The following is a 14,013-nucleotide window of genomic DNA, read 5'->3' as shown; positions in this document are numbered from 1 at the left end:
GAATCATTAGACGCCACACAGTCCCATATTATGACAATACTTGGCAGCTTTTTTTGAACAGAACGCGAGAATAGAGGCTGCACCCGCTAACGAGCACAACCCAAAAAGACCAGAAAAAAACTAAACGACCGCTTTAATACGCCCAGCCAAAAGGCTAAACAGCACACCAAAAGCACACACACACAATACCAACACCACCAAACCAGACAGACCATAAACCGCAATCGCCGTGGCAAAGGTTGGCGGCCCCACCGTTGCACCCAAATTACCAAACTGCGCCAGCAAGCCATAACCTTGCGCCTGCTCACTTGGGTTGCGAGCAAGGGTGGGAATCATCGCCAACGCCGAACCGGGCACCATCCCCAAAAACAACACCAGCACACCCACGACAAAACAGAACACCACAGCAGAGTCACCAACAAAAGACAACACAAGCGCACTGACCGCCACCCCCAAATAGGCCATTAATGCCACCCGTTGTGGCCGCATCAGATACTGCGCAATCGCACCCGCCAAAAAAGTCCCGCAGGTAGTGACCAAAGGCAGCAAGATTAGCATCCACTTTTGTAACGCCGCATCGTCAATTAAACCCGGCACATAGGTCAACACAGACACCAACGTACAGGTATAAAATACAAACACACAGCTGGGCAACAAAGCCCGAGGATTACGGTAAATCTTCATCATTTGGGCGAAAAAGCCGCCTTGCATTTCCGTGACTGGCACCAAATCCAACACTGGGTTTTTTCTTAAGATAAAAAACAACACCACACCGATAGTCGTGATAAAAACCCCATGGTTTAAAAACAACGCCTGCAAGCCGTATTGATCTAAAATACTTTTACCCGCCCAGCCACAAACCGCAAAGGCAATCCCAAAAAATGTGCCCCAAATCCCCATGGTCAAGGACTTATGCTGCGGCGCGCTTAACTTGGCAATCAAGGTCGGCGCCGCAACCACCACCCCTAATTGAGAAAAACCTTCCAACATTCGCGTCACAAACAACAGCTGAAAAGACGGCAAAGTAGACTGAATAAAAGACAGCACGCCGCCTAATAACAAGGCACCCACCAAGACCTTCAAATAGCCAACGCGACTCGCAATCATGCCCGCCGACACACCAAATACCAAACCGACCAAACCAACCGCCGACAGCGCCGCCCCCGTAGATGTCGCACCCGCTTGGTAATGCACCAACAAATCATCAAACGACACTGAAAACTTGGCAAACTGCATCGCCGCGGAAATACCCGCCACCCACAGCAAAATCACTTCCAGCCACTGGGTTTTAGGCTCAATAACGGGGGACTTAAACGAAGAACGTGACATCTGGCTTCCTTATTAGAATAAAAATTAAGCCCATCACAGAACAAACAGATGGACTTAAAACTGACCTTGCGGACAAATTATGGCCGCCATTGTAAAACAAAAAGCCCTAAAAATGAGCAGGTAGTTGCAGAAACAAAAGAGGAAAAACAAAAATGCTGACCGTTTATCCAGTATTAAGATACACTCTCTCCCTAAAAATCACTCTCATTGAATAGGATCACTTCAATGCAAACTTCTTCCAAAAGCGGCATTTTTTACGCGTTAACCGCGTTTACTCTTTGGGCCATTGCCCCTATTTACTTTAAAGAAATGTCGTTTGTTCCGGCGACGGAGATTCTTGCTCATCGCGTCATTTGGTCTTGCGTGATCGTGCTTGTCTTGATTCTTATACTGCGCTATACCGACGCGCTAAAGACGGTTCTGCAATCGCCTAAGACCTTATTGGCGATGGTGGTGTCGACGGTACTGATTGCCATCAATTGGGGGACGTTTATTTGGGCGATTCAAAACAATAAAATGCTCAGCGCCAGCCTGGGTTATTACATTAACCCGCTGATTAGTATTTTATTAGGGATGATTTTCTTTCAAGATAAGCTGGATAGAGTGCGCAAAGCCGCTGTGGTTTTATGCTTTTGTGCGGTGGCGTTTGAAGTGATTCAGTTTGGCTCTCTGCCTTGGATCGCGCTGGTGCTGGCGGTGACATTTGGTTTTTATGGTTTAGTTCGCAAAAAAGCCGCGGTCGATAGTTTTACAGGAATGGCCATTGAAACGGCTATTTTGCTGCCTTTCGCCTTGGTTTATTTAATGCTGGTCGACTCGCCCAGTGCCAACATGTTTGAAAACAGTGCCAGTGTCAATTGGTTACTGTTTGCCGCAGGGCCGGTCACCATGATCCCGCTAATGTGCTTCGCGGCGGCGGCCAACCGAGTCAGTATGGTGACTCTGGGGTTCTTCCAATATATCGGCCCAACCGGTATGTTTTTTCTGGCGGTGTTTTTATACGACGAGCCCCTCAGCCCAGAAAAACTCACGACCTTTGTACTGATTTGGTCCGCGCTTGCCATACTGATTTTTGACTCTATCCGCCGCTTGCGGAACACAAAGAAGCCACTAACCCACTAGTTTGCCGCGAGAAGCTGTGATGCTGTGCCATTGGCGACAACGCCACTCGGTAAGAGCATTGGTGGTATATTGGACGTTTTATAGTCTTTAGGTCTATATGAAGTGCTTTTAATCTTCTTTAAGTATATTAAAGGCGCTTTTCTTAGTTTCTTTTTGCCACGCTAAGCCCCACAATCGCGGCATCTTTGGCTACTGATTATACCTAATGAAGATCATCTCTTTTGACGCGCTAAGAACGCTGCATTTACCTCATGTGCGATACATCAAACCCGAGTCTATGTACGAACATTTAGACGAGATCAAAGAGGCTGACTGGCTACTTTTTCCACAATACTGGCAACTTACGGCCTTGGTTCATGGCTTAAAAAAGCGTATTTTTCCCAGTCTTGCTTCCTACATGATAGGACACGACAAAGTCGAGATGACGCGTACCTTTCGCACCGTTGCCCCTCATCAACACCCTTATACGATTATTTCTGCCAATACGCCTTATGAAGCGGAGAAAATTTGGGACGAAATGCCATCTCCTTTTGTGGCAAAAATCCCTCGTAGTAGCATGGGCAATGGCGTATTTTTAATAGAAACCGTCGGCCAATGGCGCGATTATGTCGCACAAACCGATATTTTGTACGCTCAGGAATATTTACCCATTGACCGAGACATGCGCATTATCTGGGTGGGTAATAAAATTGTCAGTGGCTATTGGCGCTTACAATCAGACAATGGTTTTCACAACAACATCAGCCAAGGCGGCCAAGTCGAAGAAGCGTTGCTCCCTAAAGAAGCCCAAGACTTGGTGACCTATTTGGCGCAATCCTTAGACATCAACCACGCAGGGTTTGATATCGCCATGGTAGGCTCAACACCTTACGTGATTGAAATCAATAGAATTTTTGGCAATCAAGGCATCCAAAATATTCAGCAAGAAGTGAATACAGAATTGCTCAATTATTTGAATGAGCAACATTTGCTGTCCATCGCTCATTTGATCGATCAACCCAGTGAGTTTGAGCCACTCGCGTCATAAACAAATACTTATAAAATGTTCGGAGCGGTTTTACTCAACCGCTTAGGATGCTTTTCCCAGCGCACCTTGACCTCAAACGGCTGGCCTTGCCTCGCCCCAGCAAGTGTATCGTCTCAATACCCATCTTCTCTCGCAAGGTCTGAACATAATCACGACGAGGACGAATACACGACAACAAAGTAACAGCAAAATGCCCGTTATGTGACAAGGCCAACATCACGCAATCCACTTTTTTACTTTTGAGCATTACAAAAGTAAACATTTCTGCCATATTTAATGCTCAATAGCCCCATCACAACGGAACTCTTTTAAGGATCACACATGTTTTTTTCCAGAGAAGGACGCAAGAGCAAAAGTCAGCCACAGCCATCAGAGCAAACAAGTAACCTAATGGACGGTGAAAATGAGCTAAGAGCCATCAAGAGAAACACCACCTGCATTAGCTTTACTCAAGAAGGCATTATTCTCGATGCGAATGAACCGTTCCTGCAAACAACGGGCTACTCGCTGGATCAAATTATCGGTAAGCACCACCGCATATTTTGTGATGAAGACTATGTAAAAACCACAGAATACAAACGTTTTTGGTCTGATCTGGCGGCGGGAAAACCCTCCAGTGGCACATTTTTACGCTTCAAAAACGACCAACAACCCATTTACCTAGAAGCCAGCTATTTCCCCGTGACCGACGAAAACGGCGAGGTCACAAAAATCCTCAAAATCGCCAATGACGTTACCCATAATCAAGTTGCCCTGAAAGACAAAAACGCCATCTTAACCGCCTTAGAGCTATCATTAGCCATGATCGAATTTGACCCCAAAGGCAATGTCCTCAATGCTAATGACAACTTTTTAGACGCGACGAAATACACTCTGGAAGAGATTAAAGGCAAACACCACAAAATGTTTTGTGATGATAGTTTTTATCAACAAAATCCACATTTTTGGGCTGAGCTTGCCCATGGCAAACACTTTTCTGGGCGCTTCCAACGTATTGACGGTGAAGGTAATGTTATCTGGCTAGAAGCCACCTACAACCCAATAGTGAACGAAAAAGGCCAGGTTTATAAAGTCATTAAATTTGCGGCCGACATCACCGAACGGGTAAACAATACCCTCATCGCCGTTGAACTTGCCGCCGCCACCTCAGAACAAACTAGCCAAGTCTCGTCTAACGCAGTCAATGTTCTTAATGCCTCAGTGCAAACATCAAAAGAGATAACCGATAAAATACAACAAGCGACCGACACCGGCGAACAGTTAAAAGCACAATCGAAAAGCATCTCCGACATTGTCGTCACCATCCGCGCCATTGCCGACCAAACCAACCTGCTCGCGCTAAATGCTGCCATAGAAGCCGCCCGAGCTGGCGACGCTGGGCGAGGTTTTTCTGTCGTTGCCGACGAAGTTCGTAAGCTGGCCAGCAACACCGCAGAAGCCACTGCGGAAATTAGCCAAGTCGTTGAAACAAACCATGACCTCATCAATCAAATGGACGACATGCTACACGCCGTGAATGGCATCGCACTACACGGCCAAGAAAGCATCGGAGAAGTCTCACGCGGCCTTACCGAAATATCATCCGGCGTCACCAGATTCGTGCAAATGATCGACAAAATGAAAGATTAAACACACAACTGAGTGAAATTCACCAACATCCGTACCTGACGTAAGCGGGTAATTAGCCCAACAACCTACGCTTGTTACATATTTAGTGGAGCTGCCCGAAAACTTTGCTTCAGCATATAACCAGAAATCGTAGATCGCTCCGATTTGCTATAAATAGTGAGCATCCAGATTTCGTGGTCAGATTTCTTCCAATAATAGATAGCTCGAACACCGCACTCTTTCCCCTTCCATCGGGAGCCCAGCAAACCTTCCTGACGCCTCCTGAGCCTCTGACGATATCACCTGCATCAGGCTTTTGCATAAGATATGCCTACAAGGCAGGCATATCTTCATCGGAAAGGTAATCTGGAAGGAGCGTTGTGAAAGCGCTGGTTTCGATGAATCTCATGCGAATCATGATACAGCATTGCCGTAGACCTGCTGCGGATATTCTGACCTATTGATACTAAAAGGCTTTCTAAGAGAAAAGCGTCACGCTTCATAAGTAGCAATACCCACGACTGAGTCAAAGCCTTGTGTTTAAGTCACTGATTTGTCATGTCAATTTGCTATTTTTCAAGCATTCAGCAAGATTGCATATAACAAACAAACCGCAAAATATCATTTTTCATTGAGGGGAAATATGTGAGAAAACGCATCGCAATTGATATGGACGAAACCATCTGTGACAGCCTGCAGCGTCATATTGAATGGTATAACCACGAATTTGACGCTAGGTTAACCAAAGAAGACACCACAGGAACGCGTATTTACCATGTGATTCCGCAGGAACATGTGGATCGGGTGAGGCAACACCCCAATCATCCCGATTTTTTCCGTGACCTAGCGGCATTTGACGGCGCAATTGACGCCATCAAAATATTGTCGACGCAATATGACATCTTTTTTGTCACTGCCGCCATGGAATACCCCGCGTCTTTTGCCGCCAAATACGATTGGTTAAAAACTCATTTCCCTTTCATTAACGAACTCAATTTTGTTTTTTGCGGTGACAAAAGCATCATCCACGCCGACTACCTGATCGATGACACACCAAAACACCTAGATACCTTTGTTGGTGAAGGGATACTATTTAACGCCTTGCACAACATCCATGCCCAAGGTTATCAACGTGTGCATAGCTGGCAAGACATCCTAGAAAAACTAGGATTGGACTAACGCGAAAAAATAACCTTTAGCAAAGTAGTTTCTAGAAAATAGCTTTTAGAAAGTAACTTCTAAAAAATAGCCTGCATTAGGGCTTTGTTATTAACAAAACCGCCAATTTCCATAGATATCACAGGCTTTTCTGACCGCCGCCGTTACCAGCCACGACGATCGGCAAAGTCGTGCCATTTCATGATCATCGGTAGGAACCAAGGTTTTCCGGTGTAAAACGGACGAGTATTGAACGGAAACTGGTCAAAAGACGTTTTGCCTTCCGCTTGGTTAAGCACTTGTTGGGCGATTTTGCGGCCAAAATAATTGGCGCGACCAACACCCGAGCCACAGTAGCCCATGGCGTAGTGCATCTCGTCCATTTTGCCAATGTGCGGCACATGGTCAAAGGTGTAGGCAACATAACCTGACCAAGCGTAATCTATCTTGGCGTCTTCTAGTTGCGGGAAGGTTCGGATCATAAAATCCTGTAGGTATTTTGAATACAGCTGTGGCTGATCGCCGCGACCAAAGGCGCGACCACCAAATAAGATGCGCTTACCATCTGGCGAAGGTCGATAATAAGCAACCAAACGCTCGGTGCCGCCGTGGGCGCGCAATTTCGGGCTCACGGAGCGAATCACAGATTCAGGTAATTCTTCGGTGGCAATCATCGCAGAGCGAATAGGAATGATACGACGTTTGAATTGTCCAAACTCGCCGCCCGTATAGCCATTGGTGGCGATAATCACCTGATCTGCGTCTATCGTGCCGCCATCGTATTGCACTTTATGACTATGTCCTTGTTTGCTAATACCGCGAACCATGGTGTGCTCTAGTATTAATACGCCCGCTTGCTGAGCAATTTGGCACAATCCACGGTGTAATTTGGCAGGCTGTAAGGTGCCATCGGTCGGGTAGATAACGCCGCCGTAATAGGCATTAGAGCCCACCTCTTCGAATTGGTCCTGACGACTTACCGCAATGGCGGGAAAGTCCACGACTTTCGCCAGTTCTTCCGCCTGTTCGATTAATCCTGCGTAATGACTAGGGTGGCTGGCACCACGAAAACGGCCACATAAAGACAAATCACAATCGATTTGCTCTTGCTGAATAAAGTCCACCAGCCAATTAAACGCGACCAAGCTTTCTCGAATTGTCGAATGCACCTGATCACGACCATATTGACGCTCCAGCCCATCGACGCCCAATTTGCTGAAGCTTGGGCCGAGCAGTCCGCCATTTCGACAACTTGCCCCTTCGCCTAAATGCCCCGCTTCCAGCAGAACCACTTTTAGTCCCGCCCGCGCCAAAGTAATGGCCGCAGAAACACCGGTAAAGCCACCACCGACAATCACAACGTCGGCTTTTTGTGGGATTTCAAAACGTGCGTTTGCGTGTATTTTGCTCGCCAAAGACGTATCTGCCAGCCAAAAAGGCATGTTGGTATACGTCGATAGATTTTTTGCCAACATATCGATTTCATTCCATAAAATAAGGGTAAATTTGTACTTCGAATAAAGTCTTAAAGTACGTGTTGTAAAAACTCTCTCGTCCTATCCCACTGGGGAGTCACTAACACCTGTTCTGGTGGCCCGACTTCGACGATTTCACCATCAGCCATGAACACCACTCGATCTGCCACTTGGCGAGCAAACTGCATTTCATGGGTGACGCACACCATGGTCATGCCGGTTTTGGCCAGATCGATCATCACGTCCAAGACTTCCTTCACCATTTCTGGGTCTAGGGCAGAGGTTGGCTCGTCGAACAACAGGATTTTGGGTTCCATCGCGAGGGATCGAGAAATCGCCACTCGCTGTTGTTGACCACCGGACAATTGCCCCGGATAACGAGTTGCTAACTGAGCAATGCCCACACGGTCCAACAAGCGCATCGCCATTTTATCGGCATCGCGTTCTGACATTTTGCGCAGCCAAGTCAGTCCCAAGGTGCAGTTTTGCAACACCGTCAGATGCGGAAAGAGATTAAAATTCTGGAACACCATGCCCATGGTTTGGTGAATAATTTTATGGCTTTGGCGATCCCGTGACAGTGGCTGACCAAACACCGACACCACGCCTTCTTGGTATTCTTCTAAATGGTTCAAACAACGAATCAAGGTGGATTTACCTGAGCCAGACGGCCCACACACCACCATGATTTCGCCTTCACAAATATCGAGCGAAATGTCTTTCAACACATGATGATCGCCATACCATTTATTCAGTTTTTGAATGTCTATCGCTGTGTTTACGGCGACTTTTTTCGCGCTATTTCCAGAGGATATCGTCATTAGCGATCCACCTTTAAACGTTTTTCAAGATTCAAGCTGTACTGAGACATGCCGTAGCACAATACGAAGAAGAGCACGGAAATCATCACCAAAGGCTCGGTGTGCATACCGACCCAATCCTTGTCATTGGCGATGTTACGCGCCATCAACATGATGTCGAACAAGCCAATGATGGACACCAAGGTGGTGTCTTTAAGTAAGCTGATAAATGACGTCATGATGTTTGGAATCATCATTCTTAACGCCTGCGGCAAAATCACCAGCACCATGGTATGCAGATAACCCAAGCCCAGTGTTGCGGCCGCTTCATATTGACCTTTTGGAATCGCTTGCAAGCCACCGCGAATATTCTCTGCCATGTAAGCTCCGGCAAATAGGCACACCGCCACCAGCACTTGCGTGAGCTTGTTAAACTCCATGTCGGCTGGCAAAAAGATCGGCAACAGGGTCACCGCCATAAACAAAACCGTAATCAAAGGCACCGAGCGCACCAGCTCAATCACCGCCATCGACAGCCAATGAATCACCGGCAATTTAGAACGACGACCCAGCGCCAGTACCACGCCAATGGGAATCGCCATGGTGATGGCAAAGCCCGCGATAATAAAGGTTAAGAACAAGCCGCCCCAACGATCAATCGGCACAGGCGTTAACGACATTTGACTCAGCCCAAACACCATCACCAGCGCAACAAGCAGCCATACGGCAACAAGGCTCAGCAACTGAAGACGACGTTGAACAAAGCGAGACAGCAAGGGCACAAACAGCTCGTTTAAACCTTTTTTACCCAGCGCCGACAAGACCCAGTTGGCATAGAGGATGCCCAGAAATGCCAAGGCAAGAGAAGCCATCGCGCCATGAATCAAGCCCAGCTCAGCGCCAAAGCGGCCACCTAAAAAAAGATACGCGCCGACAAAAGGGTATAAGCCAATCCAAGACAACAGGATGAAATTGCGCAAGGGTAAGCGCTTCGAGATCAGCGGCAATAACCACACCAAGCCCAGCAACACTCCCACATTGACACGCCATTGCTCTTCGAGCGGAAAACGGCCGTAAATCAAGCCATTAAACCAACTAATCACCCCAGCCCAGCACGCGCCTTCTGGGCTGACGTCCATACATTGGCGACGATTATCAGCGCTAAACACCGCATTAAACACCGCCCAATCCAACACATGTTTAACCAGATAAAACAGCACAGTCGCCACACACAGGGTCAGTAAGCCATTACCTACACTGTTAAAACAACGATGGCGAATCGTACCCAAAAAACCTCGTTCAGTTTTACGTGGCGGGCGCGGTGGTGTCGGCACAAATTGCTTTACAGCAGATTGGTTTTTCACGTTTAAATCGTCCATTTATCGCACCTTATACTGCACGCTGTCGTTGTACTTGTTGAGCAAGTAAGAGATCAGCAAACTGATGAAGATATAGAAGCCCATCACCATAAAGATGATTTCGATAGCACGTCCGGTTTGGTTCATCGAGGTTTGCATAAACACCGACACCAGTTCAGGAAAGCCAATCGCCACGGCGAGAGAAGAATCTTTTACACTGGTCAACCAAGAGTTGGTCATAGGCGGAATAATGGCGCGAATCGCCTGTGGAATTAAAATCAAGCGCAATGACTGAACACGCGAAAAGCCAATGGTAAAGGCCGCTTCGTGCTGGCCGCGATCAATCGACTGCATGCCCGCGCGAACCGTTTCTGCAATGGCAGCGGATCGATACACCGTCATGGCGACAAACGCCGCCCCAAATGACGCTGGCAAAAAAGCCCCGCCGCTGAAATTAAAACCTTGTAAACTCGGCACCGACAACGTCATGGCGTTGACCAAAAACCACAGCGCCCAACAAGCAAATAGCGCCCAGAAGAGTAAGCCAATATAGAATCCTGTGGAGCGGGAACCCGACAAGGTGTAGTAAGATTTAGACCAGCGAAACAGCCCATAAAGCGCGATGATTAATGCCGCGACCAGCAAGAGAACCCAGCCCCATGACACGGCACTTTGCAAGGTCGTCACATACAAGCCACGGTTATTCAAAAACAGCCATTCGCCAAGATGATAACTTTGACGCGGCGCAGGCAAGGTCGAAAACACCACGGTGAACCAAAAGATAATCTGGATTAACAAGGGCACGTTACGCACGATTTCCACATACCAACGGGCCAGTTGAGACACCAAAGGGTTATCGGATAATCTTAAAATCCCCACCACTGTACCAATGATGGTGCCAACAACAATCACGCAGAAAGACAACACCAGCGTATTGACGATACCAACAAAAAACACACGCCAATAACTCATGCTCGGATCGTAAGGGATCAGGCTCCAACTGATATTGAACCCCGCTGTCACCTGCAAAAAATCAAAACCAAAGGTCATACCCAAACGGTTTAAATTTTCGCTGGCATTGGCGAATAAAAACCACAAGCCAAACAAGGCAAGCAGCAACACAACGGCCTGTAATATCACCGCCCTGCTTGCATCATTATTTAACAAGCCCGTTCGATTAGACGACTTGCTCGTAGAGGACTGAATCATATCGATACACCAAACGAAGGAGAAAAACCAAAATGCTAATAAATAGGCCGAGAACCACAGGGCTATTTATTAGCAAGCATTGGTAAAAAGTCGTGTATTAGCGGAAAGACTTCGCGTACATCAAGCCGCCATGGGTCCACAAGGCGTTTAATGTGCCTTCACGATCCAAGCCCAACACGCTGTTTGGCCCGACGTTACGCTCGTACACTTCACCGTAGTTACCGACGTTTTTAATTACTTGATAAGCCCAATCCTGTGGCAGTCCTAGCCCATTATTCAAATCACCTTCAACCCCTAGCAAACGGCGAATCACTGGGCTTTGGCTGTCGGCACGCATTTTTTCCACGTTCTGAGAATTCACCCCAAATTCTTCCGCCGCAATCATAGCGGCAAAGGTCCACTTCACTACGTTCGCCCATTCACTGTCGTTTTGTTTTACCGCGAACGACAAGGCTTCTTTGGAAATGGTTTCAGGCAGAATCACGTAATCACTTGGGTTCGGTGCAGCAGAACGTTGAGCCGCCAAGCCGGATTTATCATTGGTTAACGCATCGCAGTTGTTATTGAAGAAGGCAGTGTTACGCACAGAAGAGTCATCAAACACTACGGTCCTGATGTCCAAATTATTGGCACGGCTGTAATCGGCAATATTCAATTCACTGGACGTACCGGTGAGAACACATACCGTTGCGCCTTTTAATTCTTTCACCGACTTCACGCCCAAGTCTTTACGCACCATAAAACCTTGGCCGTCATAAAAATAAGTATCCAAGAAATCCAAGCCTTGTTGCGTATCACGGGACAAAGTCCAGGTCATGCCTTTTGATAAAATGTCACCTTTACCACTCTTAATAGAAGTAAAACTTTGTGCCCACTGTACCGGTAAAAATTTCACCTTAGACGCATCACCAAACACCGCAGAAGCCACGCCTCGGCACATATCAATGTCCATGCCTTGCCATTCGCCTGCTTTGTTTAAGCTATAAAAACCTGGGAAAGAGTTACCGATCACACAACTCACATAACCGCGATCTTTTACCGCGCTCAAAGTTGAAACATTGTCATCGGCATAAGTGTTTGCCGCCAGCAGCGTTGTGGTTGCCGCTAACGCCATAGTAAATTTATTCATTGTTCGTTCCTTTTATGTGCTGTTGATTTTATGGTTTCTTTTTATTTAGTGCCCCGCCCCCCTCCCAACCTCCCCCTTGGCAGGGGGAGGAGCTAGAGCTCTTGTCCCCTCCCCTTGTGTCTTTAAAGGGGAGGGCTAGGGTGGGGTTGTGATACCTAGATTGCATTCTTTTATGAAATTTTTTAATGCAGATCAAACAACTAACCTTTAGGATCTTATGTGAAGACTTTCTATAATCACACTGAATATTTTTAATAGTCTGATAACTTTAGGTTATGCCAATGAACATCAATAAATTGCGTATTTTTCACGAGGTCTTTGTTACTGGCAGCATCACTCGTGCGGCAGAACGAAGCTATGTTAGCCAGCCTGCCGCCAGTAAAATGCTGACGAATTTTGAGGACGAAATTGGCTACAAACTCTTTGTGCGCAATAACGGCAAGCTTATCCCAACTGACGAAGCGCTCTATTTGCACGAAGAAGTGTATGGTTTATTACAGGGCGTGAACCACCTAGAAGACAGTATCAAAAGCGCGAAAAACAGCAAAACCGGCCGCTTGCGCATCGCCACCATTTTTGGCCCATCCTATCAATTTTTACCCGAACTGATAGCCGAATACATGAAAACACACCCCGGTGTAGACGTGAGCTTACACCTTTCTGGTTGCTCAGCGATTCGACAAGGCATCGCTTCAGGGCAATATCAAATTGGTTTGGTTGATAAAGCCCAAAGCTCTTCGAAACACGATTCCGTTGCCTTTGACCTGGCCTGTTATTGCGCGGTGCCAAAAGACCACCCAGCGGCCCAACTAGATATTATTCATCCCCATGATTTACACGGCATAAACTGGATTACGCTCGATTCCGAAAACGCCACCACCAAAGCATTGAAACGCCTTTACGTAGAAAACGGCTTGCCCTTTAATCGAAGCCTAGAAGTCCACACCACGATTCACGGACTCTCCTTTGTCAACTTGGGCATGGGCGCCACCTTGGTCGACATCCTCAACTTCCGCTACTTTGACAAAGTCTTCCAACTGCCTAATGTCGTCATCAAACCCTTCGCCCCCAACATTGTTGAACCATTAGAAGTACTGACCTCCAACTTAAGCCCACTGTCCGGCCTCGCCAAAGACTTTTACGACGCATTGATTGCAAAATTGGAGAGACAGACACAACTACCATCGGACGCAAACCATGCGTCACGACGATAAACCCCGCTGCGCGTGGGCCGATTCCGCGCCAGACTTTCCTCATTACCACGATACAGAATGGGGCTTTCCGGTCGATAACGACCAGCGTTTGTTTGAAAAACTCTGTTTAGAGACCTTTCAGTCTGGCTTGAGTTGGCGAACGATTTTGAGCAAGCGAGAGAACTTTCGTCTCGCCTTTCAGCAGTTTGATTTCAATAAAGTCGCGCAGTTTGGCGAAAAAGAAGTCGCAGACTTGCTCAATAATGGCGGCATCGTGCGTAATAAACGCAAAATCCTCGCGGTGATCAACAACGCCAAACGCGCTCAAGAAATGGTCGAACAAGAAGGTTCGTTAGCCGCCTTCATCTGGCGCTACGAACCCGACGAAAACAGCCTGCCACCGCCCGAAACGCAAACCACTAGCGAGGAATCTATCGCCCTCGCCAAAGCACTGAAAAAACGCGGCTGGCAGTTTGTCGGCCCAACCACCATCTACGCCTTCATGCAATCCATGGGACTGATCAACGACCACGCAAAAGACTGTTTTATGCGAAAGGAAATTGATCAGGCGCGAAGAGAGTTTATGAGGCCGTAAAAGCACATCC

At 47.3% G+C, this 14,013-nt stretch carries 12 protein-coding genes; 6 read left to right on the top strand and 6 right to left on the bottom strand.

The annotated features are described in order from the left end of the window. Nucleotides 1-120: 120 nt before the first annotated feature. A complete protein-coding gene (locus tag J8N69_RS08655; protein WP_168825270.1) occupies nt 121-1,329 on the bottom strand; it encodes an MFS transporter in 1,209 nt (402 codons plus the stop codon). A 225-nt stretch (nt 1,330-1,554) separates the two neighbouring features. Here J8N69_RS08655 and rarD point away from each other — a divergent pair, with 225 nt between their 5' ends. The 4 genes from rarD (at nt 1,555) to J8N69_RS08630 (ending at nt 6,265) form a co-directional block, all read left to right on the top strand. Then, the gene (gene rarD, locus J8N69_RS08650) at nt 1,555-2,451 is read left to right on the top strand and encodes an EamA family transporter RarD (RefSeq protein ID WP_168825268.1); all 897 of its coding nucleotides are present in this window, start codon (nt 1,555-1,557) and stop codon (nt 2,449-2,451) included. 205 nt (nt 2,452-2,656) lie between these two features. Beyond that, nucleotides 2,657-3,478, top strand: coding sequence for an ATP-grasp domain-containing protein (locus tag J8N69_RS08645; RefSeq protein WP_168825266.1), 822 nt, complete (start codon nt 2,657-2,659; stop codon nt 3,476-3,478). Nucleotides 3,479-3,799: 321 nt separating this feature from the next. Continuing rightward, nucleotides 3,800-5,107, top strand: coding sequence for a methyl-accepting chemotaxis protein (locus J8N69_RS17110; RefSeq protein WP_168825262.1), 1,308 nt, complete (start codon nt 3,800-3,802; stop codon nt 5,105-5,107). 624 nt (nt 5,108-5,731) lie between these two features. Then, nucleotides 5,732-6,265 carry a 5' nucleotidase, NT5C type gene (locus J8N69_RS08630; RefSeq protein WP_211085024.1) on the top strand — a complete coding sequence of 178 codons (534 nt, stop codon included), beginning with the start codon at nt 5,732-5,734 and terminating at the stop codon, nt 6,263-6,265. Nucleotides 6,266-6,408: 143 nt separating this feature from the next. Here J8N69_RS08630 and J8N69_RS08625 read toward each other — a convergent pair whose 3' ends face one another. The 5 genes from J8N69_RS08625 to J8N69_RS08605 form a co-directional block, all read right to left on the bottom strand. Continuing rightward, a complete protein-coding gene (locus J8N69_RS08625) occupies nt 6,409-7,719 on the bottom strand; it encodes an NAD(P)/FAD-dependent oxidoreductase (RefSeq protein ID WP_168825260.1) in 1,311 nt (436 codons plus the stop codon). Nucleotides 7,720-7,769: 50 nt separating this feature from the next. Continuing rightward, nucleotides 7,770-8,540, bottom strand: coding sequence for an amino acid ABC transporter ATP-binding protein (locus tag J8N69_RS08620; RefSeq protein WP_168825258.1), 771 nt, complete (start codon nt 8,538-8,540; stop codon nt 7,770-7,772). Further along, nucleotides 8,540-9,898: an amino acid ABC transporter permease gene (locus tag J8N69_RS08615; RefSeq protein ID WP_168825256.1), complete on the bottom strand. Its 1,359-nt coding sequence runs from the start codon at nt 9,896-9,898 to the stop codon at nt 8,540-8,542. Before J8N69_RS08615 ends, J8N69_RS08620 begins: the two co-directional genes overlap by 1 nt. Further along, entirely contained in the window at nt 9,899-11,086 is a 1,188-nt protein-coding gene (locus J8N69_RS08610) for an amino acid ABC transporter permease (protein ID WP_168825254.1), read from the bottom strand. Between the two features lie 97 nt (nt 11,087-11,183). Next, a complete protein-coding gene (locus J8N69_RS08605) occupies nt 11,184-12,215 on the bottom strand; it encodes an amino acid ABC transporter substrate-binding protein (RefSeq protein WP_168825252.1) in 1,032 nt (343 codons plus the stop codon). Nucleotides 12,216-12,496: 281 nt separating this feature from the next. Here J8N69_RS08605 and J8N69_RS08600 point away from each other — a divergent pair, with 281 nt between their 5' ends. After that, a complete protein-coding gene (locus J8N69_RS08600; protein WP_168825251.1) occupies nt 12,497-13,429 on the top strand; it encodes a LysR family transcriptional regulator in 933 nt (310 codons plus the stop codon). Beyond that, nucleotides 13,413-14,003, top strand: a complete 591-nt coding sequence (locus tag J8N69_RS08595) for a DNA-3-methyladenine glycosylase I (RefSeq protein WP_168825249.1) — start codon at nt 13,413-13,415, stop codon at nt 14,001-14,003. The genes J8N69_RS08600 and J8N69_RS08595 overlap by 17 nt, the downstream gene beginning before the upstream one ends. Nucleotides 14,004-14,013: the final 10 nt, after the last annotated feature.

Source organism: Marinomonas profundi (assembly GCF_020694005.1).
In the GTDB taxonomy this organism is placed as follows: Bacteria; Pseudomonadota; Gammaproteobacteria; order Pseudomonadales; family Marinomonadaceae; genus Marinomonas; species Marinomonas profundi.
The sequence above is the reverse complement of the archived record's forward strand: the minus strand, read 5'-3'. Positions and strand labels throughout refer to the sequence as shown.

What these genes read in the sequence shown, in the direction of transcription:
- J8N69_RS08625 (WP_168825260.1), bottom strand. Translation starts at nt 7,719, where the DNA reads ATGTTGGCAAAAAATCTATCGACGTATACCAACATGCCTTTTTGGCTG.
- J8N69_RS08615 (WP_168825256.1), bottom strand. Translation starts at nt 9,898, where the DNA reads ATGGACGATTTAAACGTGAAAAACCAATCTGCTGTAAAGCAATTTGTG.
- J8N69_RS08600 (WP_168825251.1), top strand. Translation starts at nt 12,497, where the DNA reads ATGAACATCAATAAATTGCGTATTTTTCACGAGGTCTTTGTTACTGGC.
- J8N69_RS08655 (WP_168825270.1), bottom strand. Translation starts at nt 1,329, where the DNA reads ATGTCACGTTCTTCGTTTAAGTCCCCCGTTATTGAGCCTAAAACCCAG.
- J8N69_RS08595 (WP_168825249.1), top strand. Translation starts at nt 13,413, where the DNA reads ATGCGTCACGACGATAAACCCCGCTGCGCGTGGGCCGATTCCGCGCCA.
- J8N69_RS08645 (WP_168825266.1), top strand. Translation starts at nt 2,657, where the DNA reads ATGAAGATCATCTCTTTTGACGCGCTAAGAACGCTGCATTTACCTCAT.
- J8N69_RS08620 (WP_168825258.1), bottom strand. Translation starts at nt 8,540, where the DNA reads ATGACGATATCCTCTGGAAATAGCGCGAAAAAAGTCGCCGTAAACACA.
- J8N69_RS17110 (WP_168825262.1), top strand. Translation starts at nt 3,800, where the DNA reads ATGTTTTTTTCCAGAGAAGGACGCAAGAGCAAAAGTCAGCCACAGCCA.
- J8N69_RS08610 (WP_168825254.1), bottom strand. Translation starts at nt 11,086, where the DNA reads ATGATTCAGTCCTCTACGAGCAAGTCGTCTAATCGAACGGGCTTGTTA.
- rarD (WP_168825268.1), top strand. Translation starts at nt 1,555, where the DNA reads ATGCAAACTTCTTCCAAAAGCGGCATTTTTTACGCGTTAACCGCGTTT.
- J8N69_RS08605 (WP_168825252.1), bottom strand. Translation starts at nt 12,215, where the DNA reads ATGAATAAATTTACTATGGCGTTAGCGGCAACCACAACGCTGCTGGCG.